Below are 20,543 nucleotides of genomic sequence, written 5' to 3'. Positions count from 1 at the left end.
AGAAAACCTTTCCAATTGGAAAGGTTTTCTGCTTTTATGATAACCGTGGTTGTTATTAATTTTTACTGTTCAGTTTGGAGAGTAATCTTAAAAATTCGATGTATAACCAAACTAGCGTAATCATTAATCCCATGGCGCCGTACCATTCCATATATTTAGGCATTTTTTGTTCAGCGCCTTTTTCGATACGGTCAAAATCCAAAAACAGGTTTAAAGCAGCAATTACTATTACAAAAATGCTTATTCCGATACTCATCATAGAGTTACCATAATGTACAGGGACAAAACTTGTAAACATCGAAAATAACCAAGAAATAATGTAGTAGGTAGCAATAGCTAGTGTAGCTGCCACAACAACTGATTTGAATTGTTCGGTTACTTTTACTACTTTATACTTGTATAATCCTAAGCAAACCATAAATGTGACAAAAGTTGCTCCCACGGCTTGAATTACAATTCCAGGATACATGGCTTCAAAAATTGCCGAAATACCGCCTATAAATAAACCTTCAAATAAAGCGTAACCTGGCGCTAAATAAGGAGAGTATTGTGGTTTGAAAGCTGAAATTAGCACTAAAACTAATCCAACAATTGCGCCTCCAATTGCGGGGACCAAAGGATTCATGCCATTAAACGTCAGCCACCAGATCACAGTTGCAGATGCGCACAAAAGCAAAAATAAAATTAAACTTTTATTTATAGTTCCTGATAACGTCATTTCGTCGTTATAATCAATAACGGTAGCCTCTTGTACTTCTTCTTTTTTAGAAACGGCAGTAGAAAAAGTCTTATTGTTTAAAAATGGATTTTTAGAATTCAAATTCATAATAGATTCAGTTAAGTGTTCATCAAATATAATTTTTATTTTTCAAAGGATTTCCTAAATAGTCTTAAATTTTAATGGGTATAAATTCTATTTCTTTGGAGTGTTAACAAAAAAAATCCGTCCTATTTCGTTTACAAACGAGATAAAACGGATTTGATATTTAAAGAGCGTAAGGTTATTCTATTTCAGATACTCTCAAGGTGTTTACCATTCCTTTATCTTTAATGGGCATTGCTGCTAAGTTGATAAGAAAATCGCCTTTTTGAACAAAACCTTTGTGTTTCACAATTTCATTGATATCTGTTACCGTATCATCTGTGCTCACATCTTTGGTATACATGAATGATTTTACTCCCCAAAGCAAGTTAAGTTGTGTCAAGATTCTTTTATTGGAGGTAAAAACTAGAATATGTGCATTGGGTCTCCAAGCCGAAATTTGGAAAGCAGTATACCCACTATTCGTTAAGGTACAAATTGCTTTAGCTTTGATGACATTTGCCATAGTTGCAGCGTGGTGGCAAATTGTTTTGGTGATAAAACGTTTTGTTTTGATTTGTGGTGTGTTTTGTGGTACTTGAATTAGTGGAGAATCTTCAACTGCCTCAATGATTTGAGTCATTTTTTGGATCACCTGAATCGGATAGTTACCTGTAGCTGTTTCACCAGATAGCATTACAGCATCTGCTCCATCCATAACAGAGTTGGCCACATCATTTACTTCTGCACGAGTTGGTGTTAGGGAAGTGATCATTGTTTCCATCATTTGTGTAGCAACAATAACCGGAATACGAGCTGTTTTTGCTCTGCGGATCAATTCTTTTTGAACTAATGGTACTTCATGAGCAGGAAGTTCTACTCCTAAGTCGCCTCGGGCTACCATCAAGGCATCGCAATAGGCAACAATTTTATCAATATTTTCTAATGCTTCCGGCATTTCGATTTTGGCTATAATTGGAATTTTATAGTCAGAATGTTCAGCAATTAATTCTTGTAAGTCTTGTAAATCTCTTGGCGTTTTTACAAAAGACAATGCAATCCAATCTACATTTTGTCCAATTGCAAAAATTGCGTCAGCTATATCTTTTTCGGTCATAGCTGGAAGAGAAATTTTAGTATTAGGTAAATTAACCCCTTTTTTTGATTTCAATTCACCACCTTGAATGACTCTTGCAATGACCTCCGATTTTTTATCAGTTTCAACAATTTCAAAAATAAGTTTTCCGTCATCAAGCAAAATACGCTCTCCAGGATTTACATCATTTGGAAAGTTTTGGTACTTCATAAATACTTTCTGAGCTGTTCCTAGAATGTCTTCGGCAGTAGTAAATGTAATTAAATCACCGTCATGCACCACTACGCCTTCTTCCATCACTCCAACCCGTAACTTAGGACCTTGTAAATCACCAAGGATAGCTGTAGTATAGCCAAATTCTTCATTTAGACCTCGTATGATATTAATTTTTTCTTTTACATCATTGTAGTCCGCATGCGAAAAATTCACTCTAAAGACATTAACACCGGCATCAATCATGTCTTTTATGATTTCTCTTGTACTGCATGCAGGCCCAAGGGTGGCTACAATTTTTGTTTTTTTGTTTGTAAGCATTTGTATTAAAAAATTAAATTGTTTTTTGATTTTATTTGATTTATATCTACACTGTATACGGTCGATACATTATCAATGGTATTTAATAGGATTTGTATATTCGACACACTCACAGCATCGTGATTATTTTCTATTTTTAGAAAATAGTCTACTTTTTTAAATTCGGGAAGTAAATACACTTTTGTTGCCACTTCCATAGTTAGATTTGAAAATAAATTTTGAGTAGTTCCTTTTTTGTATTGTATTACTTCGTTTTTATTTTGAATCAAATCCCAAGAAATTTCTTTATCGGAATTTGAATAACAAAATCTCGAAAAATTTGTTTCTCCTTCTTTGATATTAATTTGAATTTCATTCTTGCTTTTACTCAAATTTATAGATAGCTTTTGGTTTATAAAATAAGCCAACCTATAATTTTCAAGTGAAGTATGAATTGCAATTAGATGGTAATCTATTGCATCAAATTCGCCAAGATTTAGTCTATGAATTGTCATTTCGAGAAAAAATAAGATGTAAATATAGTATTTCTAATGAAGTGTAGACCTCTCAAAATAAGATGTTTTCGTTATTTTATGAACGAAAACGTTATAGTTTTGTGGAAATTGATATTATTTCCTATCCATTTTTTCTTGAAATGCAAAATAAGCACGTTGGGATGCTTTTTCTTCTGCTTTCTTTTTTGAAGTTGCTCTGGCTTTTGCAATCACTTTCTCGTCAATACTTAGTTTGACACCAAACAGTCGTTGTCCGTCAATTGCATTGTCTTCAAATATATCGTAATGAAATATTTTCTTTTCTTTTTGACACCATTCGATGACCAAACTTTTATAACTAATTACTTTTCCTTCCAATCTAGCGATATCTACATAAGGAGCTACCACTCTTTTTTGAATAAATTTTTCACAATATACATAACCGCGATCCAGATAAATGGCTCCCACGAGAGATTCAAATATATTGCCGTGTATGTTTTCTCCAAAATGGTTTAAGGGTACTTTGCTTTCTATGTATTGAACTAAATTTAAGTCTTTTCCTAATTCATTTAAATGTTCTCTACTTACAATCTTTGAACGCATTTTGGTAAGGTATCCTTCATCGCCAGCGGGTGCTTTGCTAAATAAATGTGCTGCTATTACGGAACTTAACATGGCATCACCTAAAAACTCTAATCGTTCATAATTAATTGGATTCCCTAAAACATCCAGCCGGTTAGAAGAGCGGTGTGTGAATGCTTTCTGGTAATACTCTAAATTTAAAGGAGCAAAACCTAAGATTTTCTGAATAGAATCAAAAAAAATCCCGTCTTCAAGAGAACGGGATTTTGAAAATATTTTTCTAATTATACGCATATATAATTATTAGATTTCTAATTTTTTAACTAAAACACAGGCATTATGGCCTCCAAAACCAAAAGTATTACTCATAACAACATTCATCTCTCTTTTTTGAGCTTTGTTGAACGTGAAATTCAATTTAGAATCAATGTTTTCATCATTTGTTACATGATTGATGGTTGGGGGAACAATTCTGTATTTCATCGAAAGAATGGAAGAAATAGTTTCTATAGCTCCTGCAGCACCAAGTAAGTGACCAGTCATCGATTTTGTTGAATTGAGATTCATGGTATAAGCATGTTCGCCAAAAACATGAAGAATCGCTTTTGACTCTGCCATATCACCTAGTGGTGTTGATGTTCCGTGCATGTTCAATCCGTCAACGTCAGTTGGTTGTAAACCAGCGTCTCTTAGGCAATTTAGCATTACATTTTTAGCACCTAATCCTTCAGGATGTGGAGCGGTTATGTGGTGTGCATCTGCTGACATTCCGCCACCTCCAATTTCACAATAGATTTTAGCACCACGTGCAATAGCATGTTCATATTCCTCTAGGATCAAAGCTCCCGCTCCTTCTCCTAAAACGAATCCATCACGGTCTTTGTCCATGGGTCTGGAAGCTGTCTTTGGATCATCATTTCTTGTTGATAGCGCATGCATAGCATTAAATCCTCCCATGCCTGCAATAGTTACTGCTGCTTCAGATCCACCAGTGACCATAACATCAGCGTGACCTAATCTAATGTAATTAAAAGCGTCGATAATAGCGTTTGTAGAGGAAGCACAAGCTGAAACTGTCGCAAAATTTGGGCCTCTAAATCCATATTTTATAGAAATATGTCCACAAGCAATATCAGATATCATTTTTGGAATAAAGAAAGGATTAAATTTTGGAGTTCCATCGCCTGCTGAAAAATTCAACATTTCGATTTGAAAAGTTTCTAATCCGCCTATTCCTGAACCCCAAATAACTCCTGCTCGGTCTTTATCTAAAGTGTCTAGATTAAATCCAGCATCATTTACTGCCTCTTCAGACGATACCATGGCATACTGTGCATAGCGATCCATTTTTCTAGCTTCTTTTCGATCTAAAAAATCCTCAGCATTAAAATTTTTAAGTTCGCATGCAAATTGAGTTTTAAATTTTGAAGCATCAAAATAAGTGATTGGTGCTGCACCACTCACGCCGTTAATAAGGGAGTTCCAATATTCTTCAATGTTATTTCCAATGGGTGTAAGAGCGCCTAAACCTGTTACAACAACTCGTCTTAATACCATAAATTCTTTATTTTTGTTATCTTAAAACAAATAAAACCCATGCTTTCTTTACTGTATTGCTATTACAAAAGAGCCATGGGTATTACAATAAATATAGTTTTGATTGAAAATCAATCTCGAATTTAATTTTAAAAAAAATAATAACACCCGTATACAAGATTGCAAACGGGTGTGTCTTTATTATTTTTTAGCTTCCTCTATGTAAGAGATTGCTTGACCTACAGTAGCGATGTTTTCTGCTTGATCGTCTGGAATTTGAATGTCAAATTCTTTTTCGAATTCCATAATAAGCTCAACAGTGTCTAATGAGTCAGCTCCTAAATCATTAGTGAAGCTTGCTTCTGTTACAACTTCGTTTTCGTCAACACCTAATTTGTCTACGATAATCGCTTTTACTCTTGATGCAATGTCTGACATAATCTTTAATTTTAGAATTTAATTTGTTGGCAAAAATAAAAAACTTTATTTTAAAACAACGATTTAGTTGATAAATGTGACATCTAATTTATGAAATATATTTTGACAAAGGTGTCTCAATGCTATTTATTTTAAATTATTATGCTTTTTTTTGTGGCTTCAAATTGAATGTAGTTATGAAAAAAATCGTGATTTTTGCCTCCGGATCGGGTACTAATGCTGAAAATATTATCCAATATTTTAAAAAAACGAATACAGCATGTGTTATTGCAGTTTTTACAAACAACCCTAATGCGGGAGTCATCAATAGAGTTCAAAAATACGATGTGCCTATTGAAATTTTAACCAAAACACAATTATTTGAAATCGAAATACTACAAAAAATTAAAGTATTGAATCCGGATTTAATTGTTTTAGCCGGTTTTTTACTCCAATTCCCTTCTAGTATTATAAAAGCTTTCCCAGATAAAATCATAAATATACATCCCGCTTTACTGCCTAAATACGGTGGAAAAGGGATGTATGGAATGTATGTACATCAAGCAGTTGTTGAAAATAAGGAATTAGAAACGGGAATTACGGTACACTATGTGAATGAAAATTACGATGAAGGCGCAATTATCGCTCAACAACGTGTTGCATTAACAGCAGTTGATACGTTTGCAACAGTTGCGGAAAGAATTCATGAACTTGAGCAAGAGTTTTTCCCAGTTATCATAGACCGTATTTTAAATCAAAGTATATAATAGTAATGGAACACGACGTACATATATATACAGATGGTGCCGCAAAGGGAAATCCTGGAAATGGCGGTTACGGCGTTGTGATGGAGTGGGTAGGAAAGCCATATAAAAAAGAGTTTTACGAGGGTTTTAGGCGAACTACGAATAATAGAATGGAATTATTGGCTGTAATAGTGGGTCTTGAAAAATTAAAAAACCCTAATACTAAAGTATTAGTCGTTTCGGATTCGAAATATGTGGTTGATTCAGTAGAAAAAAAATGGGTTTTAGGCTGGGAAAAAAAAGGATTTGCTGACAGGAAAAATTCCGATTTGTGGAAACGTTTCCTGGTTGTTTACAGAAAGCATAAAGTCGATTTTAAATGGATTAAAGGGCATAACAATCATGTTCAAAATGAAAGGTGTGATGAATTAGCCGTGATGGCTTCGATGCAAAAGCAACTTTCTGTCGATGCTTTTTATGAAAAAGAAGAAGCTAAATTGTTGTAAATATGTTATATAAATTGGCAAAACTTTACATGTCTTGCACTTTGCAACTTTACAACTTATAAACTATCTTTGCCCCTTAATTTGAAACGTATATAATGAATAAATTATTGATTGTTGGAACAGTAGCTTTCGACGCAATTGAAACTCCATTTGGTAAAACTGATAAAATTTTAGGTGGAGCAGGAACATACATTGGTTTATCTGCTTCTTTTTTTAATGTGCAATCAGCTATTGTTTCTGTAGTTGGAGATGATTTTCCTCAAGAATATTTAGATTTATTAACTTCAAGAAATATTGATATCTCTGGACTAGAAGTAGTACAAGGTGGTAAAACTTTCTTTTGGAGCGGTCGTTACCACAATGACTTAAACTCAAGAGATACACTAGATACACAATTAAATGTGTTGGCTGATTTTCAACCAAAAGTACCACAAGACTACAAAAATGCTGAAATTGTAATGTTAGGGAACTTACATCCATTGGTACAAAGCAGTGTTTTAGATCAAATGGAAACACAACCCAAATTAGTAGTGCTTGACACAATGAATTTTTGGATGGATTGTGCTTTACCAGAATTGATGGATGTGATAAAACGTGTAGATGTAATTACCATCAATGATGAGGAGGCTAGGCAACTTTCTGGAGAATATTCTCTTGTTAAGGCTGCTGCCAAAATTCAAACTATGGGGCCTAAGTATGTAGTGATAAAAAAAGGGGAGCATGGAGCTCTCATTTTCCAAGACAAGGATGTTTTCTTTGCTCCAGCATTGCCACTAGAAGAAGTATTTGACCCAACAGGAGCTGGAGATACATTTGCAGGAGGATTTGCGGGGTACTTGACACAAAGCGAAAACATCTCTTTTGAGAATATGAAAAACGCAATTATTCAAGGTTCTAACTTAGCTTCCTTTTGTGTAGAGAAATTTGGAACAGAACGAATGCTTACTTTAGAGAAAACCGAAGTAGTGTCTCGATTAAAACAATTCAAATCGCTAACACAATTTGACATAGAATTATAATAGTATAAAACCTCGGAAACGGGGTTTTTTTGTTTACAAAAATTAGCAGGGAATTTCAACTGATTTATTATTAATTCTTCAGTTCACATTATTTTAGAATAACACAACAACACAAACAACATTACAATGAGCGATGCTTTAAAACACGAGTGTGGTATAGCCTTAATTAGATTACTTAAACCGCTTGAATTCTACAAAGAAAAATACGGAACTGCTTTCTACGGAATACAAAAAATGTATCTTCTCATGGAAAAGCAGCACAACCGCGGGCAAGATGGTGCAGGTTTTGCAAGCATAAAACTAGATGTAGAAGCTGGGGAACGTTACATTAGTCGTGTACGTTCGAATCATGCACAACCTATTCAAGATGTTTTTGCTCAAATAAACGACAGGATAAATGAAGAAATGGCTGCTCATCCAGAATATGCGGATGATGTGGCTTTGCAAAAACAAAAAATCCCATATTTAGGAGAATTGTTTTTAGGCCATGTTCGTTATGGGACATTTGGTAAAAACAGTATCGAAAGCGTACATCCTTTTTTAAGACAAAATAACTGGATGCACCGAAACTTGATTTTGGCTGGAAATTTTAACATGACAAACGTTAAGGAGCTTTTTCAAAGTTTGATTGAACTAGGGCAGCATCCAAAAGAAATGGCAGATACCGTTACTGTGATGGAAAAAATAGGTCACTTTCTTGATGATGCCGTAACCGATTTGTACCAAGAATGTAAAAATGAAGGATTGACTAAGAGAGAAGCTTCACCGGTTATTGCAGAGCGATTGGATGTAGCTAAAATTTTGACCCGAGCTTCAAAAAATTTAGACGGTGGTTATGCCATGGCAGGACTTTTAGGTCACGGAGATTCTTTTGTATTTAGAGATCCAGCAGGAATACGTCCCGCTTATTTTTATCAAGATGATGAAATAGTGGTAGTTGCTTCGGAGCGACCAGTGATACAAACCGTGTTCAATGTTCCTTTCGAAAAAGTACAAGAGATCGAGCCCGGAAATGCTTTGATTATTAAAAAGAATGGAACGATTTCTATGAAGGAAATTTTGCCTCCTACAGTTAAAAAAGCATGTTCTTTCGAACGCATATATTTCTCTAGAGGAAGCGATGCCGAAATATACCAAGAAAGAAAAACGCTAGGAAAACTTATTTTGCCTGCCGTTTTAAAATCAATAGATGAAGACACAGACAATACGGTGTTCTCCTATATTCCTAATACTGCAGAGACTTCATTTTACGGATTAGTAGAAGCGGCTCAGGATTTCTTGAATCAAAGAAAGAACAATTTCATTTTACAAAATAGAAATTCCTTGACTAAAGAATCGTTGCAAGAGTTGCTTTCGGTGAAAATACGTACCGAAAAAGTAGCCATCAAAGACGCTAAGCTGAGAACTTTTATTACCGAAGATAGTAGTAGGGATGATTTAGTTGCGCACGTTTATGATGTTACGTATGGCGTGATAAAACCAACAGACAATTTGGTAATTATAGATGATAGTATCGTTCGAGGGACAACCTTAAAAATGAGTATTATCAAAATGATGGATCGTTTGAATCCAAAAAGAATTGTTGTGGTTTCATCGGCACCGCAAATTCGATATCCGGATTGTTACGGAATTGACATGGCTAAGCTAGAGGGATTAGTAGCTTTCAGAGCCGCTTTAGAATTACTCAAGGAACGCAATTTATACCATATTGTAGATGAGGTGTATGCTAAATGCAAATCACAAGAAAACTTTAAGGACAGTGAAGTAGTGAATTACGTAACGGCTATTTACGAACCTTTTGAACCACAAGAAATTTCAGATAAAATTGCTGAAATGTTGAGCTCTCCAGAGATAAAAGCTGAGGTGAAAATTATTTTTCAAACTGTAGAAGATTTGCATATCGCTTGTCCTAAACACTTGGGGGATTGGTACTTCACCGGAGATTATCCTACGCCAGGAGGAAATAGAGTCGTTAACAGAGCTTTCATGAATTTTTACGAGGGCAAAGATGCTAGAGCATACTAATAAGTTTCCGTATTTAGTTTTTAATCGGTTTTCTAAGTTGTTTGTCTAATTTTTTTGGTGACAATAAAGAACTATTATACTTTTAGCAAACCATAATATTAGTAGGTTAAGTTTATGGTAGATTTGGGGCAAAAAGGGTGGAAGAAATTCCACCTTTTTTATTGGAATAAAGTCAAAGCCTCCTGTGCCAAAGGAAGAACAAAAATGTAACACATGGTACATTTTATTATGCAATAAAAAACAGGCTATAAAAAGATGAATAAATCTTTTTAAAGCCTGTTTTGCTTATTCCCCTCCGTAGGGTTAAGATCTCTTATTTCTCTAAAGCGAATCTTCTAGCCACTTCTGTCCAGTTAATAACACTGAAAAAAGCTTCGATGTAATCTGGTCTTCTGTTTTGATAATTTAAATAGTACGCGTGTTCCCAAACGTCGATTGCTAAAATAGGTGTTCCGCCACAACCTACACCTGGCATTAATGGATTGTCTTGGTTTGGAGTACCACAAACTTCAACTTTCCCGCCTTTTTGTACACAAAGCCAAGCCCATCCAGAACCAAACTGAGTCGCGCCAGCTTTACTGAAACTTGCTTTAAATTCTTCAAAAGTTCCAAAAGTAGCCTCAATTGCAGCCAATAAATCTCCAGTTGGAAGACCGCCACCGTCTGGAGTCATAACTGTCCAGAATAAGTTGTGATTGTAAAAACCACCGCCATTGTTACGAACAGGCATATTTTTCATATCAAGGTTAATCAAGATATTTTCAATAGTTTTACCCTCCATATCTGTTCCTGCTATAGCAGCATTCAAATTTGTCGTATACGCATTGTGATGTTTTGAATGATGGATTTCCATTGTACGAGCATCAATATGAGGTTCTAATGCGTCATACGCATAAGGTAATTGTGGTAATTCAAAAGCCATAATATGATTGTTTATTGATTTATAAATAATTTATTCAAATTTAAACATTAAACTCCGAAATGGAAATTCTATTTCGTTATAATTTCATTAAATAAATCAACAGGATTTTATTTTTGATTGCACTTCATTTGTTTTCAGGGGCTATTTTCTTCGTCAGTTCATTCCGCTCTGTCCTGCTTTAGGCTATTTTTTTACCCAGCCAAAAAGCTTTTAAAAAGGAATTTCTCCCGAAGTATCGAGAGTATTGGGCTCAAACCGGGTGGAATTTTAAAATCATAAATTGTATTTAGTACAAATTACTCTTTGTTTGAAACTGAAAAACAGTATTTTACGAATGCGCCATCGCCATACAAACGACGCTAATTTTTACACCTGGAATTTGTAGTAAAGCACGCGAACACGCCTCTAGTGTTGCACCGGTTGTAATAACATCATCTATTAAAAGGAAATGTTTGTTGTGGTCTTTCTCAGTAAAAGTAACATTAAAAATAGTTTCGATTCCCTCTGTTCGTCCCAATAGGTTTTTTTTGGATTGCGTTTTTGAGTAGACGTTTCGTTTTAATAACAAGTCGTTGTAGTCAATTTTTAAACTCGCAGAAAGCGATTTGCCAAAGGTAGTTACTTGGTTGTATCCTCTTTCTTTTAGTTTTCTAGGATGTAACGGTACAGGAATAATTTCGTCTGCAGTATGCAATAAGGCAATCGTTTTTAAATCTTCGGCATACCATTCGCCAAGAATAGCCCCTATTTCTTCGTGACCTTTGTATTTTAAATTATGAATGAGTTCCTGAACAATTCCCTTTTTATGGAAATAAAACAATGCCGAAGCATGAACTATAGGGATACGACCATAAAATTTTTTGTACGCTTCGTTTTCAGAATTTAAATGGTGATTCGTCAATGGAATATCATGTCTGCAAACAGTACAAATAACGGTTTCATTGGTCAATAAAAAAGAGCTGCATCCGGAACATACTTTTGGAAAAAATAAATTGATGAGGCTTTCAAACATATAATCAAGGATTTATTTATAAAAATAAGCAAATCAGTGGTTCAATCTTGAACAATTTCCTTTTTTTTAAGTTCACTTTTTATATTTTTGCAGTACTATGGCAAAACAAGAAGATTTATTTAAGAATGTAGTTTCGCACGCAAAAGAGTATGGATTTATTTTTCCGTCAAGCGAAATATACGATGGTTTAAGTGCAGTCTATGATTATGCACAAAATGGAGTAGAGTTAAAAAAGAACATACGCGAATATTGGTGGAAAGCGATGGTTCAAATGAACGATAACATTGTAGGCCTTGACGCAGCAATATTGATGCATCCAACAACTTGGAAAGCTTCAGGACACGTTGACGCCTTCAACGATCCATTGATAGACAACAAAGATTCAAAAAGAAGATATAGAGCCGATGTTTTGATTGAAGATTATGCTGAAAAGCTTAATCAAAAAGCCATCAAAGAGATCGAAAAAGCACGTGCTCGTTTTGGTGATGCTTTCAACGAAAAGGAATTTGTTACGACAAATGCGCGTGTAATGGAATACAAAGCTAAGGAGCGAGAAATTCTGGAAAGAATGGCGCGTTCTTTAGGCAACGAAGATTTGGAAGATGTGAAAGCATTAATCGAAGAATTAGAAATTGCTTGTCCAGAATCTGGTTCTAGAAATTGGACCGAAGTGCGTCAATTTAACTTGATGTTTGGAACAAAATTGGGAGCTTCTGCTGATTCAGCAATGGATTTATATTTGCGTCCAGAAACGGCTCAAGGTATTTTTGTTAATTTCTTGAATGTGCAAAAATCAGGACGAATGAAAGTTCCTTTTGGGATAGCACAAACCGGAAAAGCGTTTAGAAATGAAATCGTTGCGCGACAATTTATTTTCCGTATGCGGGAGTTTGAACAAATGGAAATGCAATTTTTTGTGCGTCCAGGCGAAGAAATGAAGCATTATGAATTTTGGAAAGAAGCCCGTTTGAAATGGCATTTATCTCTTGGTTTAGGAAGAGAAAATTATCGTTTTCACGATCATGAAAAATTAGCGCATTACGCCAATGCAGCTGCAGATATTGAGTTTAATTTCCCTTTTGGATTTAAAGAGCTAGAGGGTATTCACTCTAGAACTGATTTTGATTTGAAAGCACACGAACAATTTTCGGGTAGAAAATTACAGTATTTTGATGCTGAATTGAACCAGAATTACGTTCCTTATGTAGTGGAAACTTCAGTAGGATTAGATAGAATGTTCTTGGCTGTTTTTGCTACTTCATTAAAAGAAGAAACATTAGAAGATGGTTCTACAAGAACAGTGCTGAAATTACCTTCAGTTCTGGCTCCAACTAAAGCAGCTATTTTACCATTAGTTAAAAAAGACGGATTACCAGAAATTGCACATAAAATCATTGATGATTTGCGTTGGGATTTCAATGTGTCTTATGATGAAAAGGATGCCGTAGGAAGACGTTATAGAAGACAAGACGCTTTGGGAACTCCATTTTGCATTACTGTAGATCATCAAACTATTGAAGATCAAACGGTAACCATACGTCATAGAGATACTATGAAACAAGATCGTGTAGCTATTGCAGATTTAAAAGCGATCATTGAAAATGAAGTTTCGATGAAAAACTGGTTGATGAAAATGTAACTGATTTTATATTGTATAAAAAAAGCTTCTCGACTGAGAAGCTTTTTTGCTTAGAAACGGTAGCCTAGTGTTATACCAGCACGTGGTACAACATCATAAACGTTATTATTAAATAAATTTCGCCCTATTCCAGCATTGATTTCAAAGACAAAGCCACGTTTGTGTATCCACTTTGACCCAAGGCCAAAACCTAATGCAAAATCAGTGAGTCTTTTATCTTGTTGTTTATAATTTTGACCATCATAATAGGAATAAGTCTCTACCTCAGAATTTAGCATACCAAATCCTTCAATAAAAAATCCAGCTGCTGGTTTTTTTCCAAAATAAGCACGGTAGTATGGTGTTACATAATAAAAAGAATTAACACCTTCTCTTTTTCCATAAAAAAAAGATATACCAACACCAGAATCCTCAGTGATCAGCCGTTCATATGTTATTTCTACTACACCCGCCACTAAAAATAAAGCATTCCCTTTTAATTCATTTCTTTTAAAATCGATTGTTTCTTTTTCTTGGCTAAAACCAAATAAAAAAGAAGAAAAACACAAAACAACAAATAGTTTTCTCATAATTTTTTTTGCTAAAAGTAAGGTATTTTGTAAAAAAAAATTTTTTTATTTACTAATTATTTCTTTCAAATACAGTTTCGTTTCGTATTATAAATTTTTTTGTTGGGATTGATTGGAATAATGCACTTTTACTACCGAATTTTTTTTTGATCTAAAAGACATGAGACTGAAAATTTTAGCATCATTCCTGTGGAGTATTTTTTTTAAAGCTTAAGTTTGCGCTCTTTAACGGATTTATATGTCCTTCGTCTAAACATGTCAACATTTGAAAAAAACATATTAACAACACAAATAATAAAATTATTTAATGCTTATTTTTAGGATGTTGAACAATTTTATTTGTTAAGTTTCCCAAAAACTACCATTATTTCTTTATTATTTAAAGTTTTTTTGCTTTAAACGAATCATGTAATGCCCAACAACTCCAGGAAAAACATTGATGAATTATTCGTACATTATTATTGACGACAATCAAGAAAATGTTTTGAAAACTAAAGCTATAACTGCTGGTTTCTCAGAGCTTCAATTTGTAGACTCTGCTACTAATTATCATGACGGCTTACATCTCATATTAGAACACCTTCCACAACTAATTTTTCTAGAAATTGAACCAACAAATCTAGATAGTAAATTGTCGCTCGCTTTAATTAATGAGTTGTACCGCTATTTGAAAATAATTCCTAAAATTATTGTTACCACGGCAAAAAAAGATTTGGCTTTTGAGGCAATTAAATATGAGGTTTTTGATTACTTGCTAAAACCGCTGACTCGAATCGATGTAATCCAGTTGGTATTGAAACTGAATAAATCGATAGTTTCACAAGAAATAATAGCAAAAAAATCCTTGGCTTCATACAACGACCCGACAGTTGTTGTCCAACCACAAGTACCAAATCAAGATCAATCTCTTATTTTGTGCATCAAGTCGTATGGCGATTACAGGTATATTGCCGCAAAAGATATTTGTTATTTACATGCCGACAATAATTCTACTGACATTCACCTTAATACCGGTGAAATGATCACGGCTTTCAAAACATTGAAGCATTTTGAAGGAGTATTATCCCTTCCATTTATAAGAATTCACAACAGTTACATTGTAAATAAGGATTATATTTCAAGGATTCATAGCGGGAATTCACTGTGTTATATAAAAAATAGTGCTGTAAAAATACCTTTTTCTAAAACTTATAAATTCAATATTGAGTTGATTATCGCTAATTTTTCCAAAGGGAATTACCTTGAAATCTAAAAAACAATCATTCACTTAAATTTGATACTCATTCACACTCAAACAACTACACTCTACCATAAACCCTCTTTTTTGTAAGAATTCACGAAGCTTTCTATGTAATTTTATTTCAGAATTTGTTATCAAAACGGTTCTAAAACCAAACAAATAAATAACAACATAAAACTTTAAATTATGAAAAAAGCAATCGTAACAATCGGATTATTCTCATTTGCATTGGTCTTAACTTCTTTTACTTCAAACGGACAAATGAGTAGTATACAAAAAAAAGATAGCAAAGTAGGGATTTTCAAAATTGAAAATGTAAAATTGGATGTTGGTGGTGAAACTGCAACTGTTGGAGGTAAGAAAAATGACTAAACTAAATAGTTATACTTTTTAAAGTAATAAAGCTATCAATTATTTTGGTAGCTTTTTTTATGCACGATAGTTTTATTCCTTATTTTTGAATAATAAAAAATAGAACTATTGAGACATTCTTTTTACTTATTTATTTTATTTGTTTTTTTGGTGTTTGGCTGTACTCAAAAAAAAACAGTGTCCAGGAATATTTCAAGTTCTCAAGATAGTTTAGGGACTTATTTCTCGTTAGCAAATGATTTTGATTTGTCTCCTCTTCAACGAGAAAAATACATAGAAAAAGCATTAGAAATTATTCATCCCCAAGAAAACGATTCATTGCATCGTGTCAATCTTTTCAAAATTGCTAATCGGTATTACAATCTTGAAAATTGGCAGAAATATAAAAAGATGGTTCGATTGGCTCTTGAAAAAGCTGAATTAAAGCAGGATTTTTTTAGTATAGCGAAAGGGAATATTTATTTAGGTGATTACTATGATTCTCAAGCAATACCCGATAGTGCTTTTTTGTATTATGACAAAGCGCAAAAAATGTATCGAGGGATAAATGACTCCTACAATTTAGCGCAAACAATTTTAAAAAAAGCGAACCTACAATTTAATCAAAGCGACTTTTTAGGAGCCGAAAAGGGAGTTTCTAATGTTTTAAAAATAATAAAAAACACTGATTATAATGACATCAGATATGACGCTTACAATCTTTTGGGGTTAATCTATAATGAACTAGGAGACTATAATGAGGCAATGGTATTTCATAATAAGGCTCTAGCGAGTATTGATAAGGTCCTAATAAATTCTTTTATGCAACCAAAAGCTACTTCATATAACAATGTAGGGCTGGTATATCAAAACAAGAAAAATTTCAGCGAAGCAATCAAGTATTTTGAAAAAGGTTTAGCAGAAAACAATGTGTTTAAAATCAATCCTGCCTTGTATGCCATTCTTTTGAATAATTTAGCCTATTCTAAATTCAAACTCAAGCGGAAGGATGGGGTGCGAGATTTATATTTTAAAGCGTTACAAATCAAAGATAGTTTGCAACTCACATCCGGTATTATTACAAGTAAAATTAATATATCAGAATATTTTATGTCTGAGAAGGATACAGTAAAAGCAAGGGTGTTTGCTCAACAAGCATTTGAGTTGTCGCAAAAATCGAAGAATTATCGTGATATTCTAAATTCATTAAAACAGTTATCCGTAGTACAACCAAAAAATGCTGCAGTCTATTCTAAAAAATACATTCAAATCAATGATAGCTTGCAAAAAGCGGAGCGAAAAATAGGAGAAAAGTTCACCCGTATTGAGTACGAAACAGATGAAATAAAGAGCGAAAATAAGGATTTAGTTGTTCAGAACCGGAATATAGTGTATGCTTTTAGTGCTTTTGGGCTTTTGGGCCTGCTTTCTTTTATTATTCTAACTCAAAAAGCAAAAAATAGAGAGCTCACTTTTAAACAGCAACAGCAATATGCCAATGAAGAAATTTATAATTTAATGCTAGCGCAACAAAATACTATAGAAACAGGCAGAATTGAAGAAAAGAAAAGAGTAGCTCGGGAATTGCATGATGGCATTTTAGGGAGAATGTTTGGAGTAAGGATGAATCTGGACGGATTAAACAAATTTCCAGATGATAATGCGGTTCATCAGCGAACAAACTACTTATCAGAATTGAAAAATATTGAGCAAGATATTCGTGAAATTTCCCATGATCTAAATAGAGAGAAATCAGAATTAATTAATAACTTCGTGGCAATAGTGGATCAGTTATTCGAAGAGCAGAAAAAGACCTACACAGCAAAATTTATTTCAAACATTGATTCGAATATAAAATGGGAACTAGTATCGAATGCTGTAAAAATAAACGTATTCCGAATGCTACAAGAGTCACTCCAAAACACGAACAAATATGCAAGTGCTACTACTGTTAATGTTGATTTGAATCAGTTAGATAATCATCTGATCTTGAAAATAAGTGACGATGGAGTTGGATTTAATGTGAAAAATACCAAAAAAGGAATTGGACTACAAAACATTATCTACAGAACAAATGAGTGCAGTGGAGTAGTTACAATAGAATCAATAAAAGATGAAGGAACAATCATAACTATTACACTACCGATAGTCTAAAACAAATAATTTAAAAAGGGAATATGATTGATTCAGTTGACAAAGAAAAAATAAAGAAAAATATATTAATCGTTGATGATCATCCTTTTATTATAGAAGGATATAAAAACGCGATCACGAGATACCTTCCTGACCAATTTGAGTTTTTTATAACTCAAGCAAAAGACTGTGAATCAGGGTATAATAGTATTACAAACTCGGGAATTGCGCATTTTGATATTGCTTTTCTAGATATTAGTATGCCACCCTATGAAGAAAAAAACATGTATTCTGGGGAAGATTTGGCTAAATTGATATTAGAATTCATGCCCAATTGCAAAATTATTTTGCTAACCATGTTTACCGAATTTTTAAAGATAAAAACCATTATCAATACTATAAATCCAAGTGGATTGGTTATCAAGAACGACTTAACTTTTGATGAGCTAATTTATGCTTTTAATAAAATTATAAACAATGAACAGTATTATAGCGATTCGGTTTTAAAAATGCTCGTGCAATCTGAAGAAGGAAGTATAGAAGTTGATGTATTTGACAAACAAATTTTGTTTCATTTGTCTAAAGGAACGAAGCTAAAGGATTTCCCGCAATACATCCCAATTTCTTTAGGAGCAATCGATAACAGAAAATTAAATTTAAAACGATTATTAAAGGTAGAATCGGGCAGCGACAGCGACTTAATTCTAGCTGCCAAAAGCAAAGGATTACTTTTTTAATATTTTCAAGCTCAACCAAAAACAAAAACGACACTACAAGAGTGTCGTTTTTGTTTACTTACAATACGTTTTATTGCGTCAATGCATCCCACCCACGCGCTTTCATAGCAATTTTTGTATTGGCACGAGTCACTAAATGAATCCCTTCGCTTTCTTGTGTCATGTGTCCAATAATCGTGAAATTAGGATTGCCTTTTATCTTTTCAAAATCTTCCATGGCAATGGTAAAAAGCAATTCATAATCTTCGCCACCGTTTATGGCTACTGTAGTGCTGTCAATATTAAATTCTTCGCAAACATTTATAAACTGAGGATCTATTGGTAATTTGTCTTCATATAAATTACAACCCACTTTAGATTGCTTGCACAAATGCATAATTTCTGATGATAATCCGTCTGAAATATCAATCATTGCAGTTGGTTTTATTTCTAAAGCATGCAACAAAGTGCGTACATCTTTTCTAGCTTCGGGCTTTAATTGACGTTCTATAAGATACGTATAAGCATCTAAATCAGGTTGTGAATTAGGGTTTACCTGAAAAACTTGTTTTTCTCTTTCTAAAACTTGTAATCCCATGTATGCAGCGCCTATATCTCCTGTAACTACTAATAAATCAGTTTGCTTGGCACCGTTTCTATAAACGATTTCATCTTCATTCGCTTCACCAATAGCAGTTATACTTATAATTAATCCTTTTTGAGATGAGGTCGTGTCACCACCAATAACATCTACATTATATTCTAGTGCGGCATGCGTTATTCCCGCGAATAATTCATCTAATGCTTCTAGTGGAAAGCGATTAGAAACTGCAATAGAAACTGTGATTTGTGTTGGTGTTGCATTCATCGCACAAATGTCAGAAACATTGACAACTACAGCTTTATAACCTAAATGTTTTAAAGGCATGTATGCCAAATCAAAATGAACCCCTTCGATAAGTAAATCAGTAGAAACAACCACTTTTTTATCTTTAAAATCTAAAACAGCTGCATCATCACCAATTCCTTTCAAAGTGGAAGGTTGGTTGATTTTGAAGTTTTTGGTTAAATGGTCTATCAATCCAAATTCGCCTAGTTGTGCTATGCTGGTGCGTTGTGGGTTTTTATCTTCTATCATGGTAGCTGAGGGGAATAAAGGATTTACTTTATTCGTTACGATTAATTTACAAAGTTTTAAGCGTGCAAATATACAAAGAAATATTTGCCCAGATTTGAACCCTTTTTTTGGATTTTTGTTCGATCTTTAGACACAATAAAGTACACAATATGAAACCATTTGATATCGTTACATTGACAGTAAATCCTGCTCTTGATAAAAGCACCCATTTTAAAGGTCTTGTTGCTGAGCAAAAAATAAGATGTGAAGAACCGCGTTTTGATGCTGGAGGCGGCGGAATCAATGTCTCCAAAGCGATTTCCCGTTTAGGAGGAATTTCGCAAGCAATATTGACATCTGGCGGACCTATAGGCGAGATGCTGGAACAATTAATACATAAAGAAGCGATCGCTTTTGAAGCTGTTGCGGTTCAGAGTTGGACTAGAGAAAGTTTTGTGGCCGTGGATGACAACACCAATTCTCAATATCGTTTTGGTTTTGCAGGCGGTATAATTTCTGAGCAAGAGGAAAGCAACATACTTGAAACGATCGCAAAGCTGACTCCCAAGTTTTTAGTAGCCAGCGGAAGTTTAAATGAAGGTTTGCCAACTGATTTTTATAAAAAAATAGCTGAAATAGCTAAAAAGTCTAATTCTAAACTCATCGTTGATACTTCTGGTGAAGCATTAAAAAAAGTATTAGAAGTGGGTGTTTACATGATCAAACCCAATGTTGGAGAACTAGCAAAACTAACCGGAGTGGAGCGATTGGAACTGGAAGAAGTAAACGAAGCCGCAAAACAAATCATCGCTAAAGGCGGTGCCGAAATTGTAGTCGTTTCCCTTGGACCGCAAGGTGCTGTTCTGGTAACCAAAGATTCGTATGAGTTTGTTCCTGCTCCCAATGTTGCTAAAAAAAGTACTGTTGGTGCTGGCGATAGTATGGTGGGCGGCATGGTTTGGGCTTTGTCTCAAAACAAAAGTCTGAAAGAAGTTATCCGTTGGGGAGTTGCTTGTGGATCAGCAGCTACGATGAATGAAGGAACACAATTGTTTAAACTCGAAGATGCTAAGCGATTGTTTGAATGGTTGAAGAATAAATAGCGTTT

Annotated in this window: 20 protein-coding genes; 10 read left to right on the top strand and 10 right to left on the bottom strand. The window is 34.1% G+C overall.

The features are described from left to right. Positions 1-55: 55 nt before the first annotated feature. From ACNQGB_RS02440 to ACNQGB_RS02415, 6 genes are all read right to left on the bottom strand, one after another. Positions 56-826 carry a Bax inhibitor-1/YccA family protein gene (locus tag ACNQGB_RS02440; protein WP_417945365.1) on the bottom strand — a complete coding sequence of 257 codons (771 nt, stop codon included), beginning with the start codon at positions 824-826 and terminating at the stop codon, positions 56-58. A 175-nt stretch (positions 827-1,001) separates the two neighbouring features. Then, positions 1,002-2,432 (bottom strand): pyruvate kinase, encoded by a 1,431-nt coding sequence (pyk, locus tag ACNQGB_RS02435; RefSeq protein ID WP_417945363.1) that lies wholly within the window; start codon positions 2,430-2,432, stop codon positions 1,002-1,004. A 5-nt stretch (positions 2,433-2,437) separates the two neighbouring features. Further along, entirely contained in the window at positions 2,438-2,926 is a 489-nt protein-coding gene (locus tag ACNQGB_RS02430) for an IPExxxVDY family protein (protein ID WP_417945361.1), read from the bottom strand. A gap of 114 nt (positions 2,927-3,040) precedes the next feature. Continuing rightward, on the bottom strand, positions 3,041-3,781 hold the full coding sequence (locus ACNQGB_RS02425) for a ribonuclease III family protein (protein WP_309759645.1): 741 nt from the start codon (positions 3,779-3,781) through the stop codon (positions 3,041-3,043). 9 nt (positions 3,782-3,790) lie between these two features. Further along, entirely contained in the window at positions 3,791-5,044 is a 1,254-nt protein-coding gene (gene fabF, locus ACNQGB_RS02420; RefSeq protein WP_417945359.1) for a beta-ketoacyl-ACP synthase II, read from the bottom strand. Between the two features lie 180 nt (positions 5,045-5,224). After that, positions 5,225-5,461, bottom strand: coding sequence for an acyl carrier protein (locus ACNQGB_RS02415; protein ID WP_007137004.1), 237 nt, complete (start codon positions 5,459-5,461; stop codon positions 5,225-5,227). Positions 5,462-5,637: 176 nt separating this feature from the next. Between ACNQGB_RS02415 and purN the strand changes: the two genes are divergently transcribed. From purN to ACNQGB_RS02395, 4 genes are all read left to right on the top strand, one after another. Next, positions 5,638-6,207 (top strand): phosphoribosylglycinamide formyltransferase, encoded by a 570-nt coding sequence (gene purN / locus ACNQGB_RS02410; protein WP_417945357.1) that lies wholly within the window; start codon positions 5,638-5,640, stop codon positions 6,205-6,207. Between the two features lie 5 nt (positions 6,208-6,212). Then, the gene (rnhA, locus tag ACNQGB_RS02405) at positions 6,213-6,692 is read left to right on the top strand and encodes a ribonuclease HI (RefSeq protein WP_417945356.1); all 480 of its coding nucleotides are present in this window, start codon (positions 6,213-6,215) and stop codon (positions 6,690-6,692) included. Between the two features lie 95 nt (positions 6,693-6,787). Beyond that, positions 6,788-7,711, top strand: coding sequence for a PfkB family carbohydrate kinase (locus tag ACNQGB_RS02400; protein WP_417945354.1), 924 nt, complete (start codon positions 6,788-6,790; stop codon positions 7,709-7,711). A 126-nt stretch (positions 7,712-7,837) separates the two neighbouring features. Next, on the top strand, positions 7,838-9,736 hold the full coding sequence (locus ACNQGB_RS02395; RefSeq protein WP_417945353.1) for an amidophosphoribosyltransferase: 1,899 nt from the start codon (positions 7,838-7,840) through the stop codon (positions 9,734-9,736). A 313-nt stretch (positions 9,737-10,049) separates the two neighbouring features. Here ACNQGB_RS02395 and ACNQGB_RS02390 read toward each other — a convergent pair whose 3' ends face one another. Both ACNQGB_RS02390 and ACNQGB_RS02385 read right to left on the bottom strand, forming a co-directional pair. Then, a complete protein-coding gene (locus ACNQGB_RS02390; RefSeq protein WP_417945352.1) occupies positions 10,050-10,658 on the bottom strand; it encodes a superoxide dismutase in 609 nt (202 codons plus the stop codon). Positions 10,659-10,986: 328 nt separating this feature from the next. Then, positions 10,987-11,670 (bottom strand): ComF family protein, encoded by a 684-nt coding sequence (locus ACNQGB_RS02385; protein WP_417945350.1) that lies wholly within the window; start codon positions 11,668-11,670, stop codon positions 10,987-10,989. Between the two features lie 97 nt (positions 11,671-11,767). Between ACNQGB_RS02385 and ACNQGB_RS02380 the strand changes: the two genes are divergently transcribed. After that, positions 11,768-13,309, top strand: a complete 1,542-nt coding sequence (locus ACNQGB_RS02380) for a glycine--tRNA ligase (RefSeq protein WP_417945348.1) — start codon at positions 11,768-11,770, stop codon at positions 13,307-13,309. 50 nt (positions 13,310-13,359) lie between these two features. Here the strand turns inward: ACNQGB_RS02380 and ACNQGB_RS02375 are convergent, their stop codons facing one another. Continuing rightward, complete coding sequence (locus ACNQGB_RS02375) at positions 13,360-13,878, bottom strand: DUF3575 domain-containing protein (RefSeq protein WP_417945347.1); 519 nt, start codon at positions 13,876-13,878, stop codon at positions 13,360-13,362. Positions 13,879-14,317: 439 nt separating this feature from the next. Here ACNQGB_RS02375 and ACNQGB_RS02370 point away from each other — a divergent pair, with 439 nt between their 5' ends. From ACNQGB_RS02370 to ACNQGB_RS02355, 4 genes are all read left to right on the top strand, one after another. Further along, on the top strand, positions 14,318-15,130 hold the full coding sequence (locus ACNQGB_RS02370) for a LytR/AlgR family response regulator transcription factor (RefSeq protein WP_417945345.1): 813 nt from the start codon (positions 14,318-14,320) through the stop codon (positions 15,128-15,130). A 174-nt stretch (positions 15,131-15,304) separates the two neighbouring features. After that, positions 15,305-15,490, top strand: a complete 186-nt coding sequence (locus tag ACNQGB_RS02365; protein ID WP_417945343.1) for a hypothetical protein — start codon at positions 15,305-15,307, stop codon at positions 15,488-15,490. A gap of 177 nt (positions 15,491-15,667) precedes the next feature. After that, positions 15,668-17,623 carry an ATP-binding protein gene (locus tag ACNQGB_RS02360; RefSeq protein ID WP_417945342.1) on the top strand — a complete coding sequence of 652 codons (1,956 nt, stop codon included), beginning with the start codon at positions 15,668-15,670 and terminating at the stop codon, positions 17,621-17,623. 23 nt (positions 17,624-17,646) lie between these two features. After that, on the top strand, positions 17,647-18,339 hold the full coding sequence (locus tag ACNQGB_RS02355) for a response regulator (protein WP_417945341.1): 693 nt from the start codon (positions 17,647-17,649) through the stop codon (positions 18,337-18,339). Between the two features lie 70 nt (positions 18,340-18,409). Here ACNQGB_RS02355 and thiL read toward each other — a convergent pair whose 3' ends face one another. After that, positions 18,410-19,456: a thiamine-phosphate kinase gene (thiL, locus tag ACNQGB_RS02350; protein ID WP_417945339.1), complete on the bottom strand. Its 1,047-nt coding sequence runs from the start codon at positions 19,454-19,456 to the stop codon at positions 18,410-18,412. A gap of 149 nt (positions 19,457-19,605) precedes the next feature. On the opposite strand from thiL, the gene ACNQGB_RS02345 reads away from it, so the two are divergent. Then, a complete protein-coding gene (locus ACNQGB_RS02345; RefSeq protein WP_417945337.1) occupies positions 19,606-20,538 on the top strand; it encodes a 1-phosphofructokinase family hexose kinase in 933 nt (310 codons plus the stop codon). The last annotated feature ends 5 nt before the right edge of the window (positions 20,539-20,543 follow it).

The organism is Flavobacterium frigidum, from assembly GCF_048286795.2.
This window is presented reverse-complemented; position numbering and strand designations above follow the sequence as displayed.